Source organism: Enterococcus sp., from assembly GCF_032555305.1.
Lineage (GTDB): Bacteria > Bacillota > Bacilli > Lactobacillales > Enterococcaceae > Enterococcus_A.
In genome coordinates, this window is the sequence record NZ_JAWGOQ010000046.1 from 1 (window position 1) to 25506 (window position 25506).

General features: G+C 41.7%; 22 protein-coding genes and 1 pseudogene. 14 read left to right on the forward strand and 9 right to left on the reverse strand.

The genetic code is table 11. The annotated features are described in order from the left end of the window. Window positions 1–173: ribosomal protein L7/L12 (locus E6139_RS21645; RefSeq protein ID WP_316405644.1), on the forward strand; the 173-nt coding region annotated here is incomplete at its 5' end. 399 nt (window positions 174–572) lie between these two features. Further along, a complete protein-coding gene (locus E6139_RS21650; RefSeq protein ID WP_316405623.1) occupies window positions 573–1151 on the forward strand; it encodes a lytic polysaccharide monooxygenase in 579 nt (192 codons plus the stop codon). 207 nt (window positions 1152–1358) lie between these two features. On the opposite strand, the gene E6139_RS21655 is transcribed toward E6139_RS21650, so the two are convergent. Continuing rightward, window positions 1359–2006 carry a hypothetical protein gene (locus tag E6139_RS21655; protein ID WP_316405624.1) on the reverse strand — a complete coding sequence of 216 codons (648 nt, stop codon included), beginning with the start codon at window positions 2004–2006 and terminating at the stop codon, window positions 1359–1361. A gap of 192 nt (window positions 2007–2198) precedes the next feature. Between E6139_RS21655 and E6139_RS21660 the strand changes: the two genes are divergently transcribed. Continuing rightward, the gene (locus E6139_RS21660) at window positions 2199–2600 is read left to right on the forward strand and encodes an organic hydroperoxide resistance protein (RefSeq protein WP_316405625.1); all 402 of its coding nucleotides are present in this window, start codon (window positions 2199–2201) and stop codon (window positions 2598–2600) included. A 216-nt stretch (window positions 2601–2816) separates the two neighbouring features. After that, window positions 2817–3470 carry an MIP/aquaporin family protein gene (locus E6139_RS21665; RefSeq protein ID WP_410470561.1) on the forward strand — a complete coding sequence of 218 codons (654 nt, stop codon included), beginning with the start codon at window positions 2817–2819 and terminating at the stop codon, window positions 3468–3470. Between the two features lie 58 nt (window positions 3471–3528). On the opposite strand, the gene E6139_RS21670 is transcribed toward E6139_RS21665, so the two are convergent. Together E6139_RS21670 and E6139_RS21675 are read right to left on the reverse strand one after the other, a co-directional pair. Continuing rightward, a complete protein-coding gene (locus E6139_RS21670) occupies window positions 3529–3963 on the reverse strand; it encodes a hypothetical protein (protein ID WP_316405627.1) in 435 nt (144 codons plus the stop codon). Window positions 3964–4196: 233 nt separating this feature from the next. Continuing rightward, complete coding sequence (locus E6139_RS21675; RefSeq protein WP_316405628.1) at window positions 4197–5531, reverse strand: amino acid permease; 1335 nt, start codon at window positions 5529–5531, stop codon at window positions 4197–4199. Window positions 5532–5988: 457 nt separating this feature from the next. Between E6139_RS21675 and E6139_RS21680 the strand changes: the two genes are divergently transcribed. Continuing rightward, window positions 5989–6231, forward strand: a complete 243-nt coding sequence (locus E6139_RS21680) for a GlsB/YeaQ/YmgE family stress response membrane protein (protein WP_316405629.1) — start codon at window positions 5989–5991, stop codon at window positions 6229–6231. Window positions 6232–6270: 39 nt separating this feature from the next. On the opposite strand, the pseudogene E6139_RS21685 reads toward E6139_RS21680, so the two are convergent. Continuing rightward, a pseudogene (locus E6139_RS21685) lies at window positions 6271–7207 on the reverse strand (2-dehydropantoate 2-reductase). 265 nt (window positions 7208–7472) lie between these two features. On the opposite strand from E6139_RS21685, the gene E6139_RS21690 reads away from it, so the two are divergent. The 6 genes from E6139_RS21690 (at window position 7473) to E6139_RS21715 (ending at window position 15090) form a co-directional block, all read left to right on the forward strand. After that, window positions 7473–8525, forward strand: coding sequence for a DUF871 domain-containing protein (locus E6139_RS21690; protein WP_316405630.1), 1053 nt, complete (start codon window positions 7473–7475; stop codon window positions 8523–8525). Further along, the gene (gene murQ, locus E6139_RS21695; RefSeq protein ID WP_316405631.1) at window positions 8525–9415 is read left to right on the forward strand and encodes an N-acetylmuramic acid 6-phosphate etherase; all 891 of its coding nucleotides are present in this window, start codon (window positions 8525–8527) and stop codon (window positions 9413–9415) included. Before E6139_RS21690 ends, murQ begins: the two co-directional genes overlap by 1 nt. Window positions 9416–9427: 12 nt before the next feature. Beyond that, a complete protein-coding gene (locus tag E6139_RS21700) occupies window positions 9428–11383 on the forward strand; it encodes a glucose PTS transporter subunit IIA (RefSeq protein WP_316405632.1) in 1956 nt (651 codons plus the stop codon). A 120-nt stretch (window positions 11384–11503) separates the two neighbouring features. Then, window positions 11504–11821: a DUF1905 domain-containing protein gene (locus tag E6139_RS21705; RefSeq protein WP_316405633.1), complete on the forward strand. Its 318-nt coding sequence runs from the start codon at window positions 11504–11506 to the stop codon at window positions 11819–11821. A gap of 217 nt (window positions 11822–12038) precedes the next feature. After that, complete coding sequence (locus E6139_RS21710; protein ID WP_316405634.1) at window positions 12039–12713, forward strand: vitamin B12 dependent-methionine synthase activation domain-containing protein; 675 nt, start codon at window positions 12039–12041, stop codon at window positions 12711–12713. Between the two features lie 4 nt (window positions 12714–12717). Beyond that, window positions 12718–15090, forward strand: coding sequence for a homocysteine S-methyltransferase family protein (locus E6139_RS21715; protein WP_316405635.1), 2373 nt, complete (start codon window positions 12718–12720; stop codon window positions 15088–15090). Window positions 15091–15149: 59 nt separating this feature from the next. Here the strand turns inward: E6139_RS21715 and E6139_RS21720 are convergent, their stop codons facing one another. Beyond that, window positions 15150–16001 carry a MurR/RpiR family transcriptional regulator gene (locus tag E6139_RS21720; protein ID WP_316405636.1) on the reverse strand — a complete coding sequence of 284 codons (852 nt, stop codon included), beginning with the start codon at window positions 15999–16001 and terminating at the stop codon, window positions 15150–15152. A gap of 142 nt (window positions 16002–16143) precedes the next feature. On the opposite strand from E6139_RS21720, the gene E6139_RS21725 reads away from it, so the two are divergent. Next, complete coding sequence (locus tag E6139_RS21725; RefSeq protein ID WP_316405637.1) at window positions 16144–16779, forward strand: VTT domain-containing protein; 636 nt, start codon at window positions 16144–16146, stop codon at window positions 16777–16779. A gap of 48 nt (window positions 16780–16827) precedes the next feature. Here E6139_RS21725 and E6139_RS21730 read toward each other — a convergent pair whose 3' ends face one another. The 4 genes from E6139_RS21730 to E6139_RS21745 form a co-directional block, all read right to left on the reverse strand. Next, complete coding sequence (locus tag E6139_RS21730) at window positions 16828–17622, reverse strand: metallophosphoesterase (protein ID WP_316405638.1); 795 nt, start codon at window positions 17620–17622, stop codon at window positions 16828–16830. Window positions 17623–17707: 85 nt separating this feature from the next. After that, entirely contained in the window at window positions 17708–18715 is a 1008-nt protein-coding gene (locus E6139_RS21735) for a LacI family DNA-binding transcriptional regulator (RefSeq protein ID WP_316405639.1), read from the reverse strand. Between the two features lie 22 nt (window positions 18716–18737). Continuing rightward, window positions 18738–19397, reverse strand: a complete 660-nt coding sequence (gene pgmB / locus E6139_RS21740; protein ID WP_316405640.1) for a beta-phosphoglucomutase — start codon at window positions 19395–19397, stop codon at window positions 18738–18740. Next, complete coding sequence (locus tag E6139_RS21745; protein WP_316405641.1) at window positions 19390–21675, reverse strand: glycoside hydrolase family 65 protein; 2286 nt, start codon at window positions 21673–21675, stop codon at window positions 19390–19392. Before E6139_RS21745 ends, pgmB begins: the two co-directional genes overlap by 8 nt. A gap of 499 nt (window positions 21676–22174) precedes the next feature. Here E6139_RS21745 and E6139_RS21750 point away from each other — a divergent pair, with 499 nt between their 5' ends. Both E6139_RS21750 and E6139_RS21755 read left to right on the forward strand, forming a co-directional pair. Continuing rightward, window positions 22175–24358 (forward strand): PTS transporter subunit IIBC, encoded by a 2184-nt coding sequence (locus E6139_RS21750; RefSeq protein WP_316405642.1) that lies wholly within the window; start codon window positions 22175–22177, stop codon window positions 24356–24358. A 24-nt stretch (window positions 24359–24382) separates the two neighbouring features. Further along, window positions 24383–25198: an endonuclease/exonuclease/phosphatase family protein gene (locus E6139_RS21755; protein WP_316405643.1), complete on the forward strand. Its 816-nt coding sequence runs from the start codon at window positions 24383–24385 to the stop codon at window positions 25196–25198. Window positions 25199–25506: the final 308 nt, after the last annotated feature.

Below are 25506 nucleotides of genomic sequence, written 5' to 3' on the forward strand. Positions count from 1 at the left end.
AAAAAGTTAAAGTTATCAAAGCAGTTCGTGAAGCAACTGGCTTAGGCTTGAAAGAAGCTAAAGCTGTAGTTGATGGCGCTCCTGCACCAGTTAAAGAAGATGTATCTAAAGAAGACGCTGAAGCACTTAAAGCTGCTTTAGAAGAAGTTGGCGCATCTGTAACATTAAAATAATCACTTTTGATTGTTCGAAAAAGGACCTAAGCTTAGGTCCTTTTTTTGTTGCTTAAATATAAATTTGAACTGATTTGACTTGAAGCATTGTGAAAGGATGAGAATTATTTCAATTGTTCTCATTAATCGAATTCTTTTCAATAATAGGGATTTTGGAATAGTTCGAATAAGTTCATAGCTTGTTTAGATTTGTACTGCTTGAGATAACGCCTTCTTTTCTGTAACTATTGTTATTAATTAGCTGATTTAAAGATCTAGAGTAAGTTATTATAAATACCTAAGTTATTATACAGTTTTGTTGTATCCCTAAAACAGTATCGTTACTATTATAAGTGAGCTAGCTCGAAGAAATGTTTTTTAATAAGTGTTATAGGTTAATAAAAATCTAGGAGGCGTATTATGGAAAAACTGAAACGATTGCTTGCTGTTAGCGTTGTATGTATTAGTATGTTTGGCTTTACTTTACCGGCCTTTGCCCACGGCTATGTAACATCACCAGGAAGTCGTGCTTATTTAGGTACAGCTGCAGGTGGAAATCTCAATCAAAATGTTGGACGAGCGCAGTGGGAACCTCAAAGTATTGAAGCAAAGAAGGGAACTTTTATAGAAGGGAAAATAGCTAGCGCTGGAGTCAGTGGCTTTGAGCCTTTAGACGATCAATCCATTAATCGCTGGCATAAAAATCGTATTTCTTCTGGTGCATTGACGATTTCATGGTATCTCACAGCACCGCATAGAACAAGTACGTGGGATTATTACATTACTAAACCTAATTGGAATCCAAATAAACCAATGACGTTTACTGATTTTGAGTTAATAAAACAAATTGATGATCATGGAAAAATACCATCAAAAGTTGTGAAGCAGCAAATCACAATTCCAAAGGATCGAAAAGGAGACAATGTGATTTTGGCAGTTTGGAATATCAGTGATACTGTCAATGCTTTCTATCAAGTAATTGATGTAAATATTCAATAATAATTCAGAAATGGAGGGAGGGTCAAACGACTCTCCTTTTTTGCGAGGTGTTGCCAGAAAGTCTTTAAGTAATTTAAAAAGAGTTACTTTGTTTTATTAGTATTATCAGCTGTTAATGAAAATACTTGTATAGACTCTGATTTACAGGAATATAGAAATAAAAAAGCCGAGCACTGAAAATGCTCAGCTGGAAAGCTATTGATAAATTTATTGCAGAACCTCAAGCATCACATCCATTTGGTCTTCCGAAACATTTCCAGCATAGTTTGGCGTCGCTAGTGACAATCCGCCATGCTTGTTGTGGAATAAATAAAGATTGCCAGATTGATTATTCGTATTTGTTGCGCCAGATATCTGGACACCGATGGATAGCGTAGTGCTCACCCTGACGGTTCTTATTTCATTCGTATTGGCAGAAAAAACACGGACTGTTTTAACTGGCCCATCTTGCATCGAAAGATTATAAACGGCTTCTTGACTCGTATCAGCATTGAAGGTGACTTCATTTGTGTTCGTATTGATATTTATTGAATCCGGTACGTTCATACCGCTAAAGTAGAACGTCGCGTATCCGCCAAATTCCTCGGCAGAAACAGAGTCTACTTCTGGCTGTTTCGTAGAGGATGTAGTACTGGAAGACGTAGTTTCTACTGTAGACGACTGGCTACTTGACCTATCGAATGAGGATGCTGCTGACGTCTGAGTATTGCTTGATGAATCTTCGCTGTGACGTGTCGAACTTTCTGTAGTAGCTGGATCATTGGTAGATTTTTCGGTTGGTTCCTGTGATGGACCCCGATTACATCCAACAAGTAAGAAAGATGCAACGAGACAAATCATAAAGATTTTTTTCAAAGACAATCCCCCCTTCGTAATAAATTATAGCACTAAATAAATTCATTGTAATCGTTTGCAAATAGTTTATCATTTTTGCCAAAAAAATAAAAAATTGTTTAGTCAAAAGCTTCTTTTGTGAGCAATATCTTTGTGTCATCAAATAATAACGCGTAGACTGTTAATCAAGAAGAAGAAAAGGACTGATGATTTTTGAAAAAAATGTATGAAACAGCAATGATTAATCACGGCGGACGTACCGGAGATGTGCAGGCGCCAAATGGCAGCATGAGAATGAAGATCGAGCCACCTTCTATTCATGCAGAAGGAACAAATCCTGAGCAATTATTTGCGGCCGGCTATGCCTCTTGTTTCAATGGTGCCGTTCACCATATGTTGAAAGAGCACAAGATCGAGTCAGATGCCGAAGTCAAAGCGCGCGTTTCTTTGTATCAACTGGATGATGGCGGTTATCAAATCGGAGTGATTTTAGAAACTTCATTACCTGGCGTCGAAAAAGAAGAAGCACAAAAAATCGTCGAAGAAGCGCACGAGTTCTGTCCGTATTCAAAAGCGACACGCGGAAACATCGATGTAGAAGTCGTATTGGTCTAGTATGAAGATCCCTCGAATTATCGAGGGATTTTTTTCTTTTCATCCATTTTCATACACTGATGCAAATTACTGAAATAACACTCTTTATCAAATAGATTCTTTCTGACAAATAGTAAAAAAGAGAGAAAAATAAGAGGTGTTGCTTATCACTTTACAAAAATTTAGGAATTAAATAAACTAAAGTCTCAATTATTTTGTAAAGGATGTGTAATGAAAATGAAAAAATATTTGGCAGAATTTATCGGGACCTTCATGCTTGTTTTTCTAGGAACTGGTACAGTAGTAGTTGCTAAAGGCGGTACGCTGACCATTGGTTTAGCATTTGGTCTAGCGATCACAATAATGGCATATGCAGTAGGCGGCATTTCAGGTGGGAACTTTAACCCGGGTGTATCTATCGCAATGATGATCAACAAACGTTTAGCAGTGAAGGATGGTATTTTTTACATCATCGCCCAAGCGCTAGGTTCAATTGTAGCTTCAGCAATTTTATATATTTATGTTCATGCTCTAGAGTTACCTAGCGATGGCTTTGGTCAAAATGACTTCCCTAATATCAGTGCAGCGCAAGCATTTGGCGTGGAAACATTAATTACTTTCCTATTCGTATTTGTGATCTTGATGGTAACCAGCGAGAAATACGGCAATGCGCAAATGGCTCCAGTAGCGATCGGTATCACATTAGCATTCTTGATCATTGTCGCTCTTAACTTAACTGGCGGTTCATTGAATGCAGCCCGCAGCTTAGGTCCAGCAATCTTTGCCGGCGGCAGCGCGTTATCCCACTACTGGGTATACTTGCTTGCTCCAACATTAGGCGCGATCATTGCTGCCTTTGTTGCGAAGTTCATGGGCAGCGAAGAAAAATAAATAAAGCGATACGAAGAAAGAGCAGAAAACTAATTCTGCTCTTTTCATATATTCTCAGCTATAGTGATTTTTCGATTTTCAAGCGGTGATAGATGGAATAGCCGATGATAAATAGGTAAGCCACCAACATTGGAATGATGACTGTGAAGCTGATGCCCATCAAGGCGAAGGTTAATAATAAAGCGGAATAAATATACAGCATCATATCAAAACCTTTTGCTTTAGCCATGTTTCCGATCATCACATTGCGTTCGTCTTTTGTATCGATCTCAATTTGTTTGGCCAATTTTGGATCACTTTCGATTGCTTTTTTACTGATAACTTCACCAAGACCATATCCAAACAAACCACATCCTAAACCAATGCAAAGATAAGGCAGAGTCTTCATGATAGTGTTGGAATCGTCTACCGCTTTAATCAAATAGAATCCAATGCCAATCAATAAAACACCAGTAAAGGCAATGAGCAGATCTTTCGTCTTATTCTTTTTCATTTTTCTCCCTCCATTTCAGAGATGTACTCCTTCAAACAAATTCTTAGATAAATATATTCTTACTGCATCAAATAATGGGTATCCAGAAAGCCCTCTAATTTATTGATTCTATTTACGGAAAGCTTGCTTTACATTTATAGTATAAGTCATAAATGACTGTATGTAAAGCGTACTTTCCATAACCGGAATAAAAAAAGCCGTATCAATCGATAATAGACTGATACGACATTTTTTTACAGCTGTTCTGACACAGCGTCTGCATGTTTCTTACGATAGCTGAAAAGGATAATTAAATAGATACAAGCGGTAAAGAGTGTTACGCCGATCGGATTGTTCATTAGGATACCAATGAAAATCAAGCCAAGTACCAAGATCACTAATCCGCTGAAGAAGCGTTCAATTTTCGTGCCTTTCTTCAGCGCTAAGACAAAGGCGGCTACACTGATCAGCAACCATGTTAATAAAACGGAATAAGACAGGGAGCCAACTAAATAGTTGAACAGCTTATTTCCTAAGAAGTAAGACAGGATGACACCTAGATATAGGGTGCCGGTACAGAATAAGACTGCCCGTTGTGGGACTTGATGTTTATTTAGAACAGCCAGCTTAGAAGTAAAGCCGGGATTGGCTTTTACTCGGAAGTACAACGTTCTTGATGATGCGTAGACACCTGAATTAATCGAAGAAAATAGTGCCAAGACGATCACGAAGTTTACGATATCGGTAGCAAAGGGAATGTGCATTTTTTGGAAAACCATAACGAATGGGCTAGCCGTTGTTGCTGCTAAGGTGTCCCACCGATAGATTATCAAAAGCAAGACCATAGGAACGATGTAAAAGGAAATGATTCTTCCCATGACACCTTTTATTGCTTTAGGGATCGCTGTTTTAGGATCTTCTGTTTCACTGACGGTGATCGCTATTAGTTCAGAACCACCATAAGAGTAAATTACGACTAAAAGTGAATTAACTAAACCTTGCAGTCCATGAGGAGTAAAGCCGCCGTGACTGTTCATCCGGGAAATCGTATCCACAAAACCGATATTAAACATTTCATGCCCGACTAGATAAGCACTGAAGACGATCAGAATAATGATGACAGCAATTTTGATAAACGCTAACCAATACTCGGTTTCTGCGAACAGTCGAACTGAATACAAATTAATCAGGGTTGTCAACACAGCCAAGATTAGAACGAACACCCAAGATGGAACATGAGGGAACCAAAGCTGCATAAAGCTGGCCGCCGCCACCGCCTCTGCAATGATATTGACCATCCATAATGACCAATACAGCCAATCAATAAAGTCAGCCGTTCGCTCACCAAGAAAAGGTTTAATGATCCCAGACAAGCCTTGAACATTGTCACTGGCTAACACTAAGCGGCCTAAGCCGTTCATTACGATAAAGAGTACTAATCCGCCAAGCAGAAAAGCGAGAATAACTGAAGGGCCGGCGATGCCGATTGCTTCTCCGCTTCCTTTGAAGAGTCCCGCGCCGATCGCACCACCAAGGGCCAACATCATGATGTGGCGAGAGGTCATTTGCTTTTGTAATTTATTTTCCATAAAGATGCCTCGTTTCTAGAATTGATAGAATAGTTTGTAGATTTGAAATATTCTGATAATTATTTGACTATAATAGCAAAATATTCTGACAATTCCATTTTCGTGAAAGAAATTTCATGTTGTTTTCATCAAAAGGCTATAAATTGCTAGTGTTAGTTATTTTATCGATTTATTTCAATGTTTTATGAGTAAATAAATAGCTAAAACTTTTTTCGTTAACTAAGTGAGGCAAAAATCTTCAATTACTAGTATAATGCTGTTTTTTTACTTCAAAATTTTCCTAATTGAAGAAATTTATGAAGTTAATCATAAGAATGCTCAGAATGTTGATGGATCAAGTATTTACCATGGCTATCATGGATTTAGTGAAGCATGAATGAGCAAGATAATAGGAAAAAAGGAAGATTATTTGTAACATAATAATGTAATTATTCTATATAGAAAGAGGGAGAGAAGAATGAGTTGGTTATGGACTTTAATCATTGGTGCGTTGATTGGTGTGATTGCAGGAGCGATCACTAAAAAAGGCGGTTCAATGGGATGGATTGCTAATATCGTTGCTGGTTTAGTAGGTTCTGCGATAGGTCAAGCTTTATTAGGCTCATGGGGCCCTAGCTTAGCAGGTATGGCACTGGTTCCTTCTATTATTGGTGCTGTGATTGTTGTTGCAGTGGTTTCATTCTTTATTGGCAGAAGCTAAATTATAGCCTTAAATAAAAAAAGCGCCTCGGCGCTTTTTTTATTTTGCCTTCAGCAACTCTTCTTTGCTATGAATCAATTGAGTCAAGAAAGCACAATAGGGAGTATCAATCTGAAACTTCTTGCCTTTTTGCCAAACAGTACCATTGATATAATCAATTTCTGTTTTGCGATGGTTACGAATCAAGTCCTGATACATCGATGGGAAATGCAGCCCTTGCGTTTTCACATCATAAGTCGCTTCAATCGCGCGAATCACTTGCGGCTGATCGAGTTCAATTCCTTCTGCTTTAGCTACTACAGAAAATTCCGCAACGATCGATTCTAACAACCCTCTTGTTTCTGTCAAAGCGCCTAATTCTGCAATGTTGCAATCTAAAATCGTACATAACCCATTCAGTGTGCCATTGATACATGCCTTTTTCCAAATGGAATAGCGCACATTGTTGCTTTGGATTGAGTTTTGCTTGTTGAAAAACTTCCAATACTTTTAAGGTGAAGGCTTTTCCCTTCGGATCTAAATTTTCCATTTCAATACTGCCAGAGCCAACTAGTTTTGCATGACCAGGACCAGCCAAACCGGCCGTCCAGGTTGTCGTACCGAAAATAATATTTTCCTTTGGCACAAATTTTGCCAACGTTTCTTCATGACCCAAACCATTCAATAAACAAAAGACAAAGGTTTGGTCGCCAATGATCGGCTGAATATCTTGAAACATTGCTTCGAGCTGCATTGATTTTGTTAATGCCACGACTAGATCAACATTTGCATGATCTCCGACGATTTCCTCTGGCGAATAAATCGGCAGGCGAGCGACCACTTCATGGTCTTCAAATTCTCCGACCAAACCATTCTCACGAATAGCCTTAATATGATCCGGCCAACGGTCGATCAGAATAACTTCATTTCCTGCTTGATGGAGCATCAAGCCGATGCGACTCCCCATAGCACCCGCTCCAGCAATTGCGATTTTCATAATGATAATTCCCCTTTCAAGTTCCATCAAACAGTATACCTAAAAAGCGTTAAAAAGATGGATAACATGCTCAGTTAAGAAATGAAATTTCACTGTAAAATAAATATTTGTGAAATAGTGTTGCATTTTTCGTGAATAGCGTTTATAATCACTTCATAAAGATGAAACGTTTTCACAGCGGGGTTTTTACTTTGAGATAGTGGCAAGCGTTTCGTTGGATAGGCTACAAAGCAAAAAAGGATTTCCTTAATGGAGGAGGAAGGACATGTTTGGTTTTTCAATTTTCTTAAATGAAGGTTTGACGAGTGAAACGACCGATTATATAGAAGAAATGGCGCAAAATGGTTTTTCTGGTATTTTCACGTCGTTGCACATTCCAGAGGATGACGCGGCGCAATATCGTAAGCGCTTGACTGATTTAGGTGCAGCTGCCAAATCCAGTAACTTGGAACTGATGGTAGATATCTCAGGTGAAGCATTGGACCGCGCTGGATTTTCCTTTGATCGGGTAGATAAGCTGAATGAAATTGGGGTAACTGGCTTGAGGATGGATTATCACATCAGTAATCAGCAGATCGCCAAGCTGTCACAGCAAATGCTGATCGCATTGAATGCATCTACGATTACTGAAACGGATATTCAAGAGCTGCGAGCTGCCTCTGCCAACTTTGATCACTTAGAAGCTTGGCACAACTATTATCCAAGACCTGAGACAGGGTTAGACAAAGAATGGTATCACAAGAAGAACAAATGGCTCCAAGGCTATGGCTTCACGGTACAAGGCTTTGTTCCCGGTGATGAACAGTTACGCGGACCTTTGTATCAGGGCTTACCAACTTTGGAAGAGCATCGCGGGTTGCATCCATTAGCGGCGGCACTGGATCTATTAGCCGATACTGATAAGGTTTATATCGGCGACAGCGGCTTATCAGCTGAGACCTTGAGGCAATTTTCTTTCTATATGAAAGAAGAAACGTTAAAACTAAGGGTAGAAGCATTCGACAAGCAAGTTGAGTATGTCTTAGGTACCCATATCAATCGTCAAGATGAAGCGCGAGATGTGATCCGCAGCGCGGAGGCCCGTTTCAAAAAAATCCCGCATGTCGAACCGTTGCCGGCTAGAGCACGAGAACTCGGCTCAGTAACGATCGACAATGCAAATTATCTACGTTATATGGGTGAAATTCAGATTGTAAAACGAACACTGCCGGCCGATGAGAAGGTCAACGTGGTCGGGCAGGTGATCGATCAGGATAAAGCCTTGATTCAACATATTAAAGCAGGACAGAAATTTAGTTTAGAGAGTGTGGAAAAATAATGATTAATTTAGAGAGCTTAACAACCGAACGACGCAATGAAACAACTTTTGGCTTAGATGAAATGAGTGTGGCAGAAGCCGTACATTTGATGAACCAAGAAGATCACAACGTACCCGACGCAGTCGCAGAACAATTACCACAAATTGAAAAAGTGATCGAAGCAACGATTACAGCCTTTAAAAGAGGTGGACGCCTAATCTATATGGGTGCTGGAACCAGCGGACGTTTAGGCGTTTTGGACGCGGCGGAATGTGTACCAACTTTCGGTGTAGAAGCTGAAATGGTAGTTGGTTTGATAGCAGGCGGCGAACAAGCCATGACGGTGGCCGTTGAAGGCGCCGAAGACAATGCAGAACTAGGTGCACAAGACCTAGTCGATTTGAAACTAACAGAAAATGACATGGTGATCGGGATCGCAGCCAGCGGACGGACTCCTTATGTCATCGGTGGACTCGATTATGCTCGTTCAATCGGTGCGTCAACTGGAACAATTTCATGCAACAAAGGCGCTGAGATTAGCAAGCATGCCGCTTTGCCGATCGAAGTTGATTGCGGACCAGAGTTCTTAACAGGTTCAACTCGTTTGAAATCAGGGACAGCGCAAAAATTGATCTTGAACATGATTTCGACCATCAGCATGATCGGAATCGGAAAAGTTTACAACAATTTGATGGTGGATGTGAAGCCAACCAATGAAAAGTTAGTCGAACGTTCGAAACGCATCATCATGCAAGCGACTGACGCAGATTATGAAACAGCGGCGCGATACTTTGCAGAAGCAGATCAAAATGTTAAATTAGCGATCGTGATGATCTTGACCGACAGTTCGAAAGAAGCAGCAGCTGAAAAATTAATCCAAGCCGATGGATTTGTTAAAAAGACAATTTAGGAGGGAAGCACAATGGCAAAAGAAGAATTAACCTTGAACCAAATCGCTAAAGAAATTTACGACGGTGCTGGCGGAATGGAGAATGTCCAAAGCGTCGTTCACTGTATGACCCGTGTACGGATGAGTATTCGTGATGATAGTAAAGTCGATCAAGCGAAGTTAAAGAGTATTCCTGGTGTGTTAGGTGTCGTCGATGATGAACAATTACAGGTCATCATCGGACCAGGAAAGGTCAATAAGGTCGCTAAAGAAATGGTCGATATGGCTGGGGTCGAGCTTGGCGAAGAACTACCTCACAGCTCTGGAAAAGACAAAGTCAACGCCAAAGCGGCAGAAATGAAAGCGGCACAAAAAGCGAAGCAAAAGAATTCACCATTTAAAGCAATCTTAAAAGATATTTCAAACATTTTCGTACCAATGATCCCAGCCTTTGTCGGTTCAGGTTTAGTTGCTGGTATCGCAGCGATCCTAACAAACTTAGTCACTGCTGGAACGATTGACGCAGCCAATTGGCAGCAGATCATCGATGTCATGAATATTCTGAAGAATGGGATGTTCAGCTATTTAGTTATCTTCACTGGTGTTAACGCGGCGCAGGTTTTCGGCGCTACACCTACTTTAGGTGGGGTCATTGGAGCAGTTGTGCTCTTGACCGGTATGAACCCTGAAGCACCAATCAAGAATCTATTCACCGGCGATGCGCTGGCTGCTGGGCAAGGCGGAATCATCGGTGTGATCTTCGCTGTTTGGTTATTATCGATCGTTGAAAAACGTCTGCACAAAATCGTACCAGATGCCGTTGATATTATCGTCACGCCAACGATTTCATTATTGGTGATCGGATTATTGGAAATCTTCTTGATCATGCCTTTAGCAGGCTTCATTTCTAATGGTATGGTTGGCGGAATCAACTGGGTATTATCGGTTGGCGGAGCCTTCTCTGGTTTTGTCCTAGGCGCACTGTTCTTACCGATGGTTATGTTCGGTCTGCATCAAATCTTGACGCCGATCCATATTCAAATGATCGGCGAAACAGGAAAAACATTGTTGTTACCAATCCTAGCTATGGCTGGTGCTGGACAAGTCGGCGCAGCGTTTGCCCTATGGATCAAATTACGCAAAGACAAAGAATTGACTGAAATGATCAAAGGCGCGTTACCAGTTGGTATCCTTGGTATCGGTGAACCATTAATCTACGGTGTTACCTTACCACTAGGACGTCCATTCATCACAGCTTGTATCGGCGGCGGTATCGGTGGTGGCGTACTTGGAGCACTCGGCGGAATCGGCGCGATCGCGATCGGACCTTCAGGGGTTGCATTGATTCCATTGATCGCTGATGGTCGCTGGTGGGGCTATGTCCTTGGTTTGTTAGCTGCATATGTTGGCGGCTTCGTAGCCACTTATTTTTTCGGTATTCCAAAGGATAAATTAGCAGAACAAGAATTAGCGGAAACAACAGTCGCTGAAGCACATGATCCTGTTGTCAGCACACCCGTTACTGCTCATGCAACAGATGTTTTCACTTCTGTAGCAGAAGGCTCTGTTCATCCGTTAGAAGAAGCAGCAGATCCTGTATTCGCTGAAAAAATGATGGGTGAAGGCTATTTCGTTGAACCAACCAACGGTGCGATTTATTCACCAGTTGCCGGAAAAGTCTCAACGATTTTCCCAACCAAACACGCTATCGGCATCACGACTGACAGCGGACTAGAAGTTTTATTACACATGGGAATCAATACAGTCGAATTAGACGGCAAACCATTTGATGTACTGGCAAAAGAAGGACAGACGGTTACCTCTGAAACGCAGGTCGCCAATGTTGATCTAGCCGGAATCAAAGAGGCCGGTAAAGGAACCTCAATGATGGTCTTGATTACCAATATGAGTGATGTGGCAACCCACGTCCTAGAAAAAACTGGGGCAGTTCATGCATCAGAAGAAGTATTTAAAGCGACAACAGTATAATTAAGCGAGAAGCGGTGCCGAGATGGCGCCGCTTTTTTTCACTTATGATTTAACTGTAATCTGACATCCTTTGTCGCATTACCTGTGCTACACTTTTCTAAAAGATGAGGAGACATACAGATGGATGAATTAGGGATGAAATATGAATTTTCGGCAAAGGTTTATCATCATTCATCTTCGCCTGACCTGCCAGGCTGGATGTTTGTTAAACTTCCAGAAGAATTATCAAGAGAAATTCGAAAGCAGTTCAAAGAACTGGAAGAGGGCTGGGGTAGAATGCGGGTGACTGTTAGAACGGGTGATAGCCAATGGCAAACATCGATCTGGTTTGATACAAAACAAGATAGATATTTATTGCCAATCAAAGCAGCGATTCGGAAGAAAGAAAAGATCGTTAAAGATATAATCGTGGATATCGCGATCTGGATAAACGTTTAATCAAATGATGAGGAGGTGAAAGAGTGCGATTCTTTTACCTCCTTCCTTATACTCAAGAAAAAGTCCAGTGTGATTTTTGAAATAGGATAGAATCGAAGGATTATGAAGTTTTTCACAATTCTTGATATTCAAGCAGTCTTTTTTATGCTATTCTCTAGGATAAGAATTTTTATAACTACGAACAGGATTGTAATGAACAAGTAGGGGTGCTTGGTTAATGGAAGTGGAGTTAGAGAAGAAAGAAATATTGCGTTATCTAGGTTATCGGCGCAAGCAGGAGCTGACGCCGGAAATGGATCAGCAAATCCAGCAATTGATGTTGGAAGTTATGCAGGTGGCGAATCCTCGTTATACGTTTCTGATTTTTCCATGTCAGCCTGTAGAGAATGAACAACAAATTCAGGTTATAGGAACAGATCTGATTTTAGAAGGTAAAGCCATCTATAATCACCTGAAGCATGCGAAAAAAGTCGCTCTGCTGGCGGCAACCTTGGGAATCGAAGTGGAGCGTCAGATTCGCAAATACGAATTAACTGAAATGAGCAAGGCCTTGATCTTAGATGCCTGCTGTGTGGGATATATCGAAAAAATCTGTGAACTGGCCGAATGCGTCATTGAACAAGAGGTAGCTGAAGAACAACTGGTCCTAAATCGCCGCTTCAGTCCCGGCTATGGCGATCTGCCAATTGAGACACAGGTGAAGTTTTTAGCGGTCACAGACGCAACGAAACGGTTAGGGATCAATCTAACCGAAAGCTTCTTAATGATCCCGCGCAAATCGGTCACTGCCATCATCGGGCTTTTCGATGATGAAACCGTCGCTCGACCACGGCGCAAAAAAACGGCCTGTAATGACTGCTCCATGAATAAAATCTGTGAATATCGAAGGTGAGAAAATGACGATTATCGAAGAATTAAAGGAAAATAGATTGCTCTTTGATGGAGCGATGGGAACAATGCTGCAAAAAATGGGTCTGCCTGTTGGACTGGAGCCAGAATATTTTAATTTGAGTCATCCAGAGACGATCACACAGATTCATCAGGAATATGTATCAGCTGGTGCGGATGTCATTACGACCAATACCTTTCAGGCCAACCGGGTGAAATTAAAGCAAGACGAGCTGCCAGCGATCATTCACGCTGCCGTTAAGCTGGCAAGAGCTGCTCAGCCCAAATATGTTGCCTATGATATGGGCCCTATCGGCCAATTGATGGCGCCGATGGGAACGCTGAGTTTTGATCAGGCTTATGAGATGTTTCAAGAGCAAGCGGTGTTGGCAGAAGAAGCGGGTGCAGATGTTGTGGTGGTGGAGACCATGTCGGATTTGTTAGAGACGAAGGCCGCAATTCTGGCGATCAAAGAAAATACTCAGCTGCCGATCTTTTGTACCATGACCTTTCAAGAGGATGGCCGGACATTTGTAGGGACTGATCCTGTCACTGCGATCTTGACCCTGCAATCATTAGGAATTAATGCCGTTGGAGTGAATTGTTCACTCGGACCGAAGGAATTATTGCCAATCGTGGAAGAAATCTTGAAGTATGCCGTCATACCAGTGATGGTACAAGCCAATGCGGGTCTACCAGAAATGAAGGATGGTCAAACTTTTTACTCGCTTACAGTGGACGATTACGGCTCAGCTGTCGAAAAAATGCTGAAAAGCGGTGTCCGGATTGTCGGTGGCTGCTGTGGAACGACGCCAGAATTTATCGGAAAAATGCGTCAATTAGTCGATGAGACGCCCGCGACAATAATCATGCCGCAAAAAGTTACAGCCGTTACCTCTGGTAGTCAAACCGTCATTTTAAACGATGGCTTGCATCTGATCGGCGAGAGAATCAACCCCACCGGTAAGAAACGGCTAAAAGAAGCGCTGCGGAAAAAAGATATTAGTTATGTTCTAAAGGAAGGCCTGAAGCAAATCGAGGCCGGCGCGGATATCTTGGATGTCAATGTTGGTTTGCCGGAAATTGATGAAGCCCAAATGATGCAGAAGGTCGTGCAAGAGCTTCAAGGAATCGTAACAGCGCCTTTGCAGATCGACAGTGTGAGCATCGCTGCTATTGAGGCGGGCGCCCGCTATTATAACGGTCGGCCACTGATCAATTCAGTCAACGGCAAAGAAGAAAGTATGCGAGAAATTTTTCCTATCGCCAAAAAATACGGCGCAGTTGTGCTGGGCTTGGCACTGGATGAGACGGGCATTCCTGATACGGCTGAAAAACGTTTAGCGGTCGCGGAAAAAATCGTCAAAACAGCCGCCAGTTATGGGATTCCCAAAGAGGATGTTATGATCGATCCATTGGTGTTAACTGCTTCGGCTCAACAAGATCAAGTACAGGTAACCTTGGATACCATCAAATTGCTTCGGGAAAAATTAGAGGTGTTGACCGTTGCTGGCTTAAGTAATGTCTCCTTTGGTTTGCCGAATCGCGAAGTATTGAATGGGGCGTTTCTAGCCGCGGCAGTGGGAGCAGGACTTAATGCGCCGATCGTTAATCCATTATCAGACTTCTTGATGCAGATGGTGCAGTCTTTAAGAGTCATCAACAACCAAGACCGCGATGCTGCGGATTATATCGCCAAAAGTCAGCAATTAACGATCACCAGCAGTCAGTCCGCCGCTCCTGTTGAAGCAACGTCGGAAAAGGTTGATTTGAAGACGCTGATTTTAAAGGGACAAAAGGAAGATACGCCAGCTTTAACGAAACAGCTGTTGGAAACTATGACACCGCTGGAGATCGTCAATCAATTCTTTATTCCGGCGTTGGATGAAGTGGGTGTAAAATTTGAAAAAGGGACTTTGTTCTTACCGCAGCTGATGCAGTCAGCGGAAGCCGTGCAGCGATCGCAAGAAGTGCTGAAGCAATATTTTGAAGCTCATGGGCAGGAATCAGAATCCAAAGGAAAGATCCTTTTGGCGACCGTGCAGGGGGACATCCATGACATCGGGAAAAATATCGTTAAGATGGTGCTGGAAAATTATGGTTTCGAGGTGATTGATCTAGGCAAAGACGTGCCGATCCAAACAGTCATTGAAACGCTAAAAGAAGAAAAGATTCAGCTCGCTGGATTAAGCGCTCTGATGACCACTACTGTACAGAACATGAAGGTCACGATCCAAGCCGCCAAGGAAGCTGGTCTGAATACAAAATTCATGGTGGGCGGTGCGGTTCTGAATGAAGAATACCGCGAATTTGTCGGTGCCGATTACTACGCCAAAGATGCGCTGAGCAGCGTGACGATCGCTCAAGAATTTTTCCAATAATAAAAACAGCCGAGTGAAATGACGGATTTACGTTCGTTTCACTCGGCTGTTTATTTCTGTTAAAAGTATTTTTTCCGGTATTCCTGCACGACTGCACGTGTGGTATAGATTTTCTCAGCATTTTCTTTATTGCGGCTGATGTAAACATAGAACAATAGATCCACCGTAATAAATTGCGCCAGGATCGAATCAGTCGCGGCACTACGATAAGTTGCTTCGGTCGGTCGAGAGGTTTGCAGACTTACATCAGAAAGCTTGGCCAGCGGATTTTGTCCAAATTGGGTCAATGTAATGATTGGGATACCTAAATCTTTGGCCGTTTCCGCCAACGCGATCAATTCAGAGGTCAGTCCAGAGTTTGACACCAGCCAAATCACGGCTTCCTTTTGATGAAGGACCAGCTGCGGCAGAATCGTATTATAATCCTGTTCGCTGATGACATTTTTCCCTAAGCGGCTCCATTTTTGGACGATATCAGTCGCTGCTAGATTGGAAGCCCCGATGCCTAAAACGTAGCAAAATTCTTTTTCTTCTAATAGCTTGCAGGCCTTGAGAAAGACTTCTTCGTTGAACAAAGCGGTCGTTTCATCAATCGTATAGCGGGCGTTGCTGGCTAATTTATTCTTTAAACTGTGGAAGGGTTCGTCATGATCCACATCGCTGTATGTGTTATTGCTGCGCTCCTGCATCGTTTCGGCAGAAAGCTCAATTTTAAAGTCAGTCAGGCTGTTATAACCCATTTTTTTGGAGAAACGCACGACAGTCGGCGCGCTGGCACCAGAGGCTTCCGCGATTTCGTTGGCCGTCATACTTGAAGCTTTTTCGCTATTGTCACGGATGAAGCAGTAGATTTTTTTTTCGGCTGCAGACATTTCCTTCTGCATGCTCTTCATATGAGAAAGAACGCTCATAAAGGACTCCTTTTGATCTTTTTTCTTATTATACCATTTTCCGAATAAAATTTAATTTTTCTATAGAACAGCGAATCTTTCTTTTATTATTTTTGAAAAGGCGTATGATAATGAATGAATCTTTTCTAAAGGAGTTTACTAAATGGCTTTGATTGATTTTATTTTGCACATCGATGCCCATATGGTGTCATTGGTTCACCAATATGGTGTAGGGATTTATCCAATCTTATTTGCAATTGTTTTTATTGAAACAGGGGTCGTCATCTTCCCATTCTTACCAGGCGATTCCTTCTTGTTCGCGGCCGGTGCGCTGACTGCATTAGGCGGAAACGTTCTTCATTTGCCCTATGTGATCGGGATCTGTGTGATTGCGGCGATTTTAGGTGACATGATGAATTACTGGATCGGCCATACCATCGGCGTGAGGGCATTGTATCATAGTCCGATCTCCCGCTTTATTAAAGAAGATAAGGTGCGAGAGGCGGAAAACTTTTTTAATGAACGAGGAAAGTGGACGATCTTCTTAGGTCGCTTCATGCCGTTTGTGCGGACCTTCATTCCGTTTATTGCCGGTTCTAGTAAAATGAACTGGGGTATTTTCTCAAGCTTCAATATTTTCGGCGCGATCGTCTGGGGAACAGTCGTCAGTCTGGCTGGTTATTTCTTAGGGAATATCCCAATCGTCAGCGAACATTTCTCATTGATCATGCTGATGATCGTTTTCGTTTCATTAGTGCCGCTGATGGTTCCGTATATCAAACAAAAAATGCGCGCATAAAAAGAGTTCGACAGCTTTCCGTTAAAGGAAGGCTGTCAAACTCTTTTTCTATAGGTGAAAATATACTATTTCTGGCGTCACTCTGAAACGCAGTGGCGGTCCTGTAGTTCCAAGCCCCGTATTGACGAACAAACAAGTTTGCGGCGTTAATTGATAAATTCCGCGATCATAGATTTTTGAACCGAAGTTTTTATAAGGTAAAATCGGGAAACGAATTTGCCCGCCATGACTATGGCCGGATAAGATCAAGTCAAAACGCTCAAGCTCAGTTAAGTGGCGAACCTGATCCGGTTCATGGACCATCAAAATCGAAAATTCTGTCTTCTGAGGCTGTGTATCATAATCCGGTCGTCCTTCTTGTCCATCATCAATACCAGTCAAGCTTAATTGTTCCACTAAAGTACTCTGATTATTTAGTAAGGTGAAACCACCGTCCGCCAATATTTGGCTGACTGCTTCATGGCCATCCGAACGATAATCATGATTGCCTAAAATAGCGAATTTTCCTTTTGGTGCCTCGATATTCGCCAATTGCTGACTGATCGCTTCGCAATCCCGCGATTGCCAATAGCGATAATTTTCGATTAAGTCACCAGTGAACAACACGATATCTGGTTTGGCTTCATTGAGTTTCGCAATAATTTTATCAAAACGCTTCGGTGAATAAAAAGGGGAGAAATGGCTGTCACTGATTTGAGCGATTGTTAATCCATCCTTCTTTCCTTCTTCGATAACGAGTGTTGTGTCCTTTGTGATCTTAAAATGCTTTTCGACCAATTGATAGGTGGAATATCGGCAATAGATCAGAAAGAGTGCTGCGAGCACAACTAAAAAAAGAATCATCTATACCACTTTCTTTCTGATTTTTTGCTAGTATAGCCAAAAGAACGACCTGCCACAAGTTTGGCAGGTCGTATTTAAGGATTATTTAAATCGTACGGACCGTTTCCCGCTGGATCAAATGATGAGGAACAACTAATTGAACGCCGCTGGATTGCTTCTGATCAATTTGTTCCATCAGCTTTTGTGTGCCCAGCCGTCCAAGATCGGAAATATCGATGTCGATCGTCGTTAAGTAAGGGTGGACTAATGTTGCGAAAATTGAATTATTGAAGCTGATAACTGAAAGGTCATCCGGCACTTTATAGCCATGCAATGTTGCTAATTGGATCATCCGCAAAGCGAATATATCATCGATCACGACTAATGCTGTGGCACCAGTTTCTTCGATCACTTCAGGAAATTGCGTATAGTCCTCCGGCTGCAGCATCGTAAGTGGCGGATGTGTCGGCAAGCCTTGAAGCATCATCGCTTCTTGATAGCCGAAATAGCGTTCGAAGAAAATGACTTCTTGATTCACATTAGAAACGAACAAAATATTCTTGTGTCCCTTTTCAATCAAATGCTCCGCCGCTTGTTTGCCTAATAGCTGGTTGTCATTATCCACATACACAATATCGGCTTCTCTTTTCGGTGGGCGGCCGATCAGAGTGAAGGGGATATTATTCTGATAAAGGTATTCCGCGATCGGATCATCCTTTTCAGAATAAGCCAAGATAAATCCATCGACTTGCTTTTGGCGATGCATCCGCGTCACATTTTCCAATAACGTTTCGCTGTTATCGGAAGAAGCAACAGCAGTCGTCACTTGAAACTCCGCAGCCGTTTCATTGACCGCGTTCAACAACTCTAAATAAAATGGATTACCTAAACGTTCACGGGAATCAAGAGGTGGTAAAATCACGCCTAGCGAATTTGCTCGCTGTTTTCCAAGATTTCGCGCAGTTACATTAGGGAAATACCCCATCTCATCCATGATCTTGCGCACCCGTTGCTTCGTCTCAGCAGAAATACTGGGATGATCATTGATTACACGGGAAACAGTAGAAGGAGAGACTTTCGCTTTTTTCGCTACGTCTTTAACTGTAGATGTCATATTTCGCTCCCCTTTCAAATAGTTATTTATCCCATTGCTTTTTTAAATACGCTAAACTTAATTCAGCAGTTGAACCGACCAATGCGATGTCGGTACCTAATTGTTCTGCATTTCCGACACCAACTGGTAAAGCGCCGCTGGCTTTGATAGCCGCAATGCCTGCCTGTGCATCCTCGATCCCGAGACATTCTTCGGGTTTTAAGCCGACTACCTGTGCTGCCAAGATAAAGATATCCGGTGCTGGTTTTCCAGCTTTTACTTTGGCTGGATCAGCGATGCCGTCGAAATATTCGGTCAGCTCCATTTGTTTCAATAGAAAAGGACCGTTTTTGCTAGCTGAAGCTAAAGAGATTTTTATGCCGGACTGTTTTAAGTCTTTCAACAGCTCTAAAATGCCGGGATAAACATCCTTTGGCGAAACAGCTTGGATCATTTCGACGTAATTGTCGTTTTTTGTTTTTGCTAATTGTTGGAATTCCTCATCAGAAAAATCCTTTTCACGATTCCCATGTTCAAGGATCAACCGCAAAGAGTCTTCACGGCTGACACCCTTCAATTTTTCGTTGAATTGACGATCAATCGAGATTCCTAATCCATCCGCTAGTTTTTTCCATGCTAGGTAATGATACTCAGCGGTATCGGTGATCACGCCGTCTAAATCGAATAAAACACCTTTAAACATTTGGTTCCCCCTGTTCTAGTGGGACCGTGACAGAATCGCTCAAAGAAATTTCTTTCCCATAAAGCATCATAGCTAAGGTCGGTCCATCTTTCAAGTCAATTTGCACTTCTTTTTGATCTACACTCACCGCTAGTAATCGGCCGCGGTAATTAATATGGAAAGAATAATGATCCCATTCTTTCGGCATTACCGGTGCAAAGCTCAACGTACCGCTCTGTGTCTTCATTTGAGCGAAGCCTTGAACGATCGCTAACCAGCTACCGGTCATGGAAGTAATATGCAAACCGTCGTCAGTATCGTTATTGTAATTATCCAAGTCCAGACGAGCAGTCCGCTGATACATTTCCATTGATTTATCTGTTAGGCCAAGTTCAGCAGCTAAGATCGCATGAATAGAAGGAGATAGGGAAGACTCGTGAACGGTCATTGGTTCATAAAACTCAAAGTTTTTTCGTTTTTCTTCAGCGGTAAATTGATCGTTAAAGAAATAAATGCCCTGTAAAACATCCGCCTGCTTAATGAAACAAGAACGCAAGATTTTATCCCATGACCAATTTTGGTTTAATGGACGATCTTCTGGTGACAAGTCAGAAGCTGGCATTAAATCCTTATCTAGGAAGGTATCATGCTGCACGAAGATACCTAATTCTTCATCTGCAGGGAAGTACATGTGATCAATGATCTCCTGCCATTTTGCTTGTTCCTCTGGTGAGATTGCCACCGTTGTCTGATCTTGGTATTTTTTATAGTTTTCCAAGGTATAAGATAGGACCCAAGTCGCCAAATAATTGGTGTACCAGTTATTGTTAATATTATTTTCGTATTCATTTGGTCCTGTCACACCATGGATCATATATTTTTGTTGGCGTTTTGAATAATGCACCCGATCGGCCCAAAAGCGAGAAATTTCGGTCAGCACTTCAAGCCCTTCCTTTTGGATGTATGTTTCGTCGCCAGTGTAAGTCGTATAATTATAAATCGCATGTGCAATCGCACCATTCCGGTGAATTTCTTCGAAGGTAATTTCCCATTCATTATGACACTCGATCCCAGTAAAAGTAACCATCGGATATAATGCGCCCTTTAAACCTTGTTGACGAGCATTGTGTTGTGCCTGTGGTAATTGGTTGTGGCGATATTTTAGCAAGTTTTTTGTTACGTTTGGATCTGAGATACCTAGATACATCGGCACGGCATAGGCCTCGGTATCCCAATAAGTCGCACCGCCATATTTCTCACCTGTGAAGCCTTTTGGACCGATATTCAAGCGTTCATCTTCACCATAATAAGTAGAGAATAATTGGAAAATATTAAAGCGAATACCTTGCTGCGCTTCGTCATCGCCGTCAATCCGCACATCCGCTAGAGCCCATCGATTAGCCCATGCTTCATTTTGCTCGGCCAGCAGCTCTTCATAAGAAGCGGCATAGTCCGTCAGCAATTCGATGGCTTTTTCACTTTGCTCCGATTCAGGAACATCACGACTAGTTAAGATAACCACGCGTTTTTCCAATCGCATTGATTCGTTCGCTTTTAAGTCATACGTAAAGGTCTCGGCTACTTCTAATGTGTCATCTTGTTGCAGGCCGATTGCAGAGCTAATATGCTGCATGGCGCCGGTTATAGAAAACTGTTCAATACCGAAGCTATTCGGAACAGTTTCGGTAGTTAGGAAACTGATGTCTTCTTGATGTCCCCGATTTTTTTCTAACCAAAACATTTCTTCATAATTACTATCTTCGTTTTGAACATTGTTATCTAATTTAGAAATGACTTTCAATTCTGCGTCACCAGCTAAACACTCAGCAGTTAAGCGAATCACAGCTAATTCCTGTTTAACGACACTCAAAAAGCGTTCGAAAGTGAAACGAATCTTTGCATCATCAACTGCTACAACAAATGTACGAGTGAGTACGCCATTTTGCATATTCAACTCTAAATCAAAATCTTCAATTTCAGTGACGGCAAGATCGATCGCATGATCATTCACGAATAGTTTCATTTGAATGAAATCCATGGCATTGATTACTTTACCGAAATATTCAGGGTAGCCATTCTTCCACCAGCCGACACGAGTCTTATCAGGGAACCAGATACCTGCAAAGTAAGTTCCTTGATGATGATCTCCGCTATAGCTTTCTTCAAAATTTCCTCGCATCCCCATATAGCCGTTCCCTATACTAGTTAATGATTCTTGTAAACGACGATTTACTTTATCTAACTGAGTCGTTCGAATTTTCCATGGGTCAATTTCAAAAAGACGCTGAACTTTTTTCATGATAATCCTCCTAATTTGTAATAATGAACAATTTTTCAAAGAAAATTCGTTCAATTCGGATACCGTATATCAGTCAACTAATCCTGCAAAAAGCTTTTCTTATCCTACACTTTGCGCAAAGTTGAATGGACATCCAAATATTTTTCTTAGCTCTATCATACGCGCAACCGGTTGCGTTAGTCAAGTGTTTGTTTACTTAATTCGCAAGATGTTTTATTCAACAAATTGATTTAATTTAAATTAATTTAGGTGAAAGAGTTTACAAAGAAACAAAATGAGTATATAATGCAAATCAGAGAAACCGATTGCGTAAAACGAAGGCAACAAGAAAAATGGCGTGTATAAATGAATCCGTTGATTTTTTCGTTAGAAAGATTCGGACCTGCTTATGAGTTCACTCAGTAATAGCGGGTATGCACTTTGGTTGTATGTTAGGCGACATCGGATCGAACTAATTTTTCCTGGAAAAATTAATTCATTAAAACAAGGAGGAACAAACATGAAAGGGATTAAAAAGATCTTTAGTTTTGAGTTTTGGCAAAAATTTGGTAAAGCTCTGATGGTGGTAATCGCGGTAATGCCGGCGGCGGGGTTGATGATCAGTATTGGTAAATCTTTACCATTGATCAACGAAAATCTTGGTTGGCTGGTTACTACTGGAGGAGTCGTTGAGAACATAGGTTGGGCCATTATTGGTAATCTTCATTTACTCTTCGCCTTGGCGATTGGTGGAAGTTGGGCGAAAGAACGGGCTGGCGGTGCATTCGCGGCAGGGCTATCATTCATTTTAATTAATCGAATCACTGGCGCAATCTTCGGCGTAACTTCTGATATGTTGGCTAATGCAGAAGCAACAACGCATACTTTATTTGGTCAGAAAATTTTAGTCAACGGCTATTTTACAAGCGTTTTAGAAGCGCCTGCTCTTAATATGGGTGTATTTGTCGGGATTATTGCAGGTTTTGTCGGAGCGACAGCCTACAATAAATACTACAATTTCCGGAAACTGCCGGAGGTTTTGACCTTCTTTAATGGAAAACGCTTCGTACCATTTGTGGTTATCTTGCGTTCAGTGATTGTCGCTTTGGTGCTGGCATTCTTTTGGCCAATCATCCAAACGGGAATCAATGAATTTGGTAAGTGGATCGCAAACTCACAGGATACCGCCCCGATACTGGCACCATTCCTGTACGGGACTTTGGAGCGGCTGCTTCTGCCATTCGGACTGCATCATATGTTGACGATTCCGATCAACTATACTCAGTTGGGCGGTACTTACGAGATTTTGACCGGTGCACAAGCAGGAAGTCAAGTATTTGGACAAGATCCATTGTGGCTGGCGTGGGCCACTGACTTAGTCAATTTAAAAAATGGCGGCGACATGTCTCAATATCAACATGTATTGACTCAATGGACACCAGCTCGATTCAAAGTGGGACAAATGATCGGTTCTTCCGGTATTTTGATGGGGTTAACTTTAGCCATGTATCGGAATGTCGATCCAGACAAGAAGAAAAAATACAAATCGATGTTCCTTTCTGCGGCTGTAGCAGTGTTCTTAACAGGGGTTACAGAGCCGTTAGAGTTTATGTTCATGTTTGTGGCGGTACCGTTATATGCTTGTTATGCTGTGATCCAAGGGGCGGCCTTTGCAATGGCCGACGTGATCAATTTGCGGGTCCACTCATTCGGGAATATCGAACTATTGTCTCGTGTTCCAATGGCCTTGCGAGCAGGACTTGGTAATGACCTGCTTAACTTCGTACTAACAAGTATTGCGTTTGCTGTATTCACCTATTTCTTTGCGAACTTCATGATTAAAAAGTTCAATTTCGCAACACCGGGAAGAAACGGCAATTATGAAGTAGATAGTGAAGAAACAACAAGTGCGCCCACAGATGGATCAATCTCAGCGGATTCGCAAATTGTGAAAATTATTAATCTACTTGGCGGTCCAAAGAATATTACGGATGTCGATGCATGTATGACTCGTTTGCGTGTGACGGTGGCGGATAATAATATCGTCGGCGGTGAAGAAGCTTGGAAGAAAGCAGGCGCGATGGGATTATTGGTTAAAGACAACGGCGTTCAAGCAGTCTATGGACCAAAAGCCGATATTTTGAAATCAGATATTCAAGATTTATTAGATTCAGGTGTGGAGATACCCGCCAGCAATCTGCAGAATGACTCGAATGAACCATTAAAAGCTGCTGCATCCTTTAAAGGATTGCATATGGAGTTCGCCGCGCCAGCCAACGGAGAATTAATTCCGATTGATCGGGTACAGGACGAAGTGTTCTCCCAAAAAATGATGGGTGAAGGATTTGCTGTTATACCAGAAAATGGCGATATCGCCAGTCCAGTCTCAGGGACGATTGTTTCCGTATTCCCAACGAAGCACGCGATTGGAATTAAAACAGAAGATGAGATCGAAGTGCTGCTCCACATGGGGATCGATACGGTTGATCTAGGCGGTGAAGCATTTAATATCAAAGTTCGTGAGGGCGAAAAAGTCAAGGCGGGCAAAGTTGTTGCTGTGGCTGATCTGGCCAAAATTCAAGAAGCTGGCAAAATGACCACGATGATCGTCGTGTTCACAAATGGTGACAAGATCAAAAATTACCATTATGATAAAACAGGACTCGTTTCTCGTGGGGAAACGATTGGAACAATCGATTATTAAAGTGGGGCGAGAGCAATCAAAGTATTGACCTTGAATACTCATAGCTGGATGGAAGATAACGACCAACAGCAAATTGAGGTATTGGCTAGACGTATTGCAAAAGAAGACTATGATTTGATCGGCTTGCAAGAAGTAAATCAGCTTCTTGCAAGTCCACTAGCAAAAGTAGATAAGTATTTTCAGCCAACTGAAGACCAGCAGACCATTCATCAGGACAATTTTTTGTTCTGCTTAACGGAACGTCTAAAAGAGCTGGGGTGTTGCTATTATTGGAGCTGGACCTACAATCATATCGGCTATGATATTTATCATGAAGGAATCGGTCTATTGTCTAAGACGCCGATGAAAGTAGCGAGTCAATTAGTATCTGAAAGCTCTGACCCTTCAGATTATCACACGAGAAGGGTAGTAATTGGTGAAACAATGATCGCTGATCAGGAGTTAATAGTAGTTAGCAGTCACTTTTCTTGGTGGCAAACGAACGAAAACGCTTTTGCGTACGAATGGCATGCATTGGAAAAAAACTTGTCAGAAAAACAAGGGTCATTGATTATAATGGGAGATTTCAATAATGATGCCAAGAAAGCCGATGAAGGCTATTCTCTGGTTAATAGAAGTTCATTGAAATTACAGGATGCCTTTTCTTCAGCAAAGGTAAAAATAGGTGAGAATACAGTCGAAGAATCAATCGATGGCTGGGATGAAAATGCTGCGAAACTTCGAATCGATTACATTTTTGCCTCTCAATGTTTTCAGATTGAAAGCTATCAAGTTGTTTTCGATGGGAAAAATGAGTATACAATTAGTGATCATTATGGAATAGAAGTGGCGATGGGCTAGCAGTTTGCTAGTCCATTTTTCTGTTTAACTGAAATTATTTTGAAAAAGTAATGAAAAGTATTTGACATTATTTTTCAATATGATATTATCGATAACGTTGCTGAAACATGTTGATGTGACAACGAAAAATAAATGTTGACAAGCTTTTTGTTGAATGTTATTATTTCGAAGTTGCCAATTGAGTTTCAAACATTTTTCAAAATTAAATGAAAAAAGTTGTTGACATTCACTCAGTAACCTGTTAAGATATAAAAGTTGCTGAAACAACGCGACAAACAATGTAGACCTTTGAAAACTGAACGAATAAA

Excerpts from the sequence above, each read along its gene's own strand:
- E6139_RS21735 (WP_316405639.1), bottom strand. The coding sequence starts at position 18,715 with ATGACATCTACAGTTAAAGACGTAGCGAAAAAAGCGAAAGTCTCTCCT.
- E6139_RS21730 (WP_316405638.1), bottom strand. The coding sequence starts at position 17,622 with ATGATTCTTTTTTTAGTTGTGCTCGCAGCACTCTTTCTGATCTATTGC.
- E6139_RS21665 (WP_410470561.1), top strand. The coding sequence starts at position 2,817 with ATGAAAAAATATTTGGCAGAATTTATCGGGACCTTCATGCTTGTTTTT.
- E6139_RS21690 (WP_316405630.1), top strand. The coding sequence starts at position 7,473 with ATGTTTGGTTTTTCAATTTTCTTAAATGAAGGTTTGACGAGTGAAACG.
- E6139_RS21670 (WP_316405627.1), bottom strand. The coding sequence starts at position 3,963 with ATGAAAAAGAATAAGACGAAAGATCTGCTCATTGCCTTTACTGGTGTT.
- E6139_RS21675 (WP_316405628.1), bottom strand. The coding sequence starts at position 5,531 with ATGGAAAATAAATTACAAAAGCAAATGACCTCTCGCCACATCATGATG.
- murQ (WP_316405631.1), top strand. The coding sequence starts at position 8,525 with ATGATTAATTTAGAGAGCTTAACAACCGAACGACGCAATGAAACAACT.
- E6139_RS21710 (WP_316405634.1), top strand. The coding sequence starts at position 12,039 with ATGGAAGTGGAGTTAGAGAAGAAAGAAATATTGCGTTATCTAGGTTAT.
- E6139_RS21715 (WP_316405635.1), top strand. The coding sequence starts at position 12,718 with ATGACGATTATCGAAGAATTAAAGGAAAATAGATTGCTCTTTGATGGA.
- pgmB (WP_316405640.1), bottom strand. The coding sequence starts at position 19,397 with ATGTTTAAAGGTGTTTTATTCGATTTAGACGGCGTGATCACCGATACC.
- E6139_RS21750 (WP_316405642.1), top strand. The coding sequence starts at position 22,175 with ATGAAAGGGATTAAAAAGATCTTTAGTTTTGAGTTTTGGCAAAAATTT.
- E6139_RS21725 (WP_316405637.1), top strand. The coding sequence starts at position 16,144 with ATGGCTTTGATTGATTTTATTTTGCACATCGATGCCCATATGGTGTCA.
- E6139_RS21720 (WP_316405636.1), bottom strand. The coding sequence starts at position 16,001 with ATGAGCGTTCTTTCTCATATGAAGAGCATGCAGAAGGAAATGTCTGCA.
- E6139_RS21745 (WP_316405641.1), bottom strand. The coding sequence starts at position 21,675 with ATGAAAAAAGTTCAGCGTCTTTTTGAAATTGACCCATGGAAAATTCGA.
- E6139_RS21650 (WP_316405623.1), top strand. The coding sequence starts at position 573 with ATGGAAAAACTGAAACGATTGCTTGCTGTTAGCGTTGTATGTATTAGT.
- E6139_RS21705 (WP_316405633.1), top strand. The coding sequence starts at position 11,504 with ATGGATGAATTAGGGATGAAATATGAATTTTCGGCAAAGGTTTATCAT.
- E6139_RS21700 (WP_316405632.1), top strand. The coding sequence starts at position 9,428 with ATGGCAAAAGAAGAATTAACCTTGAACCAAATCGCTAAAGAAATTTAC.
- E6139_RS21680 (WP_316405629.1), top strand. The coding sequence starts at position 5,989 with ATGAGTTGGTTATGGACTTTAATCATTGGTGCGTTGATTGGTGTGATT.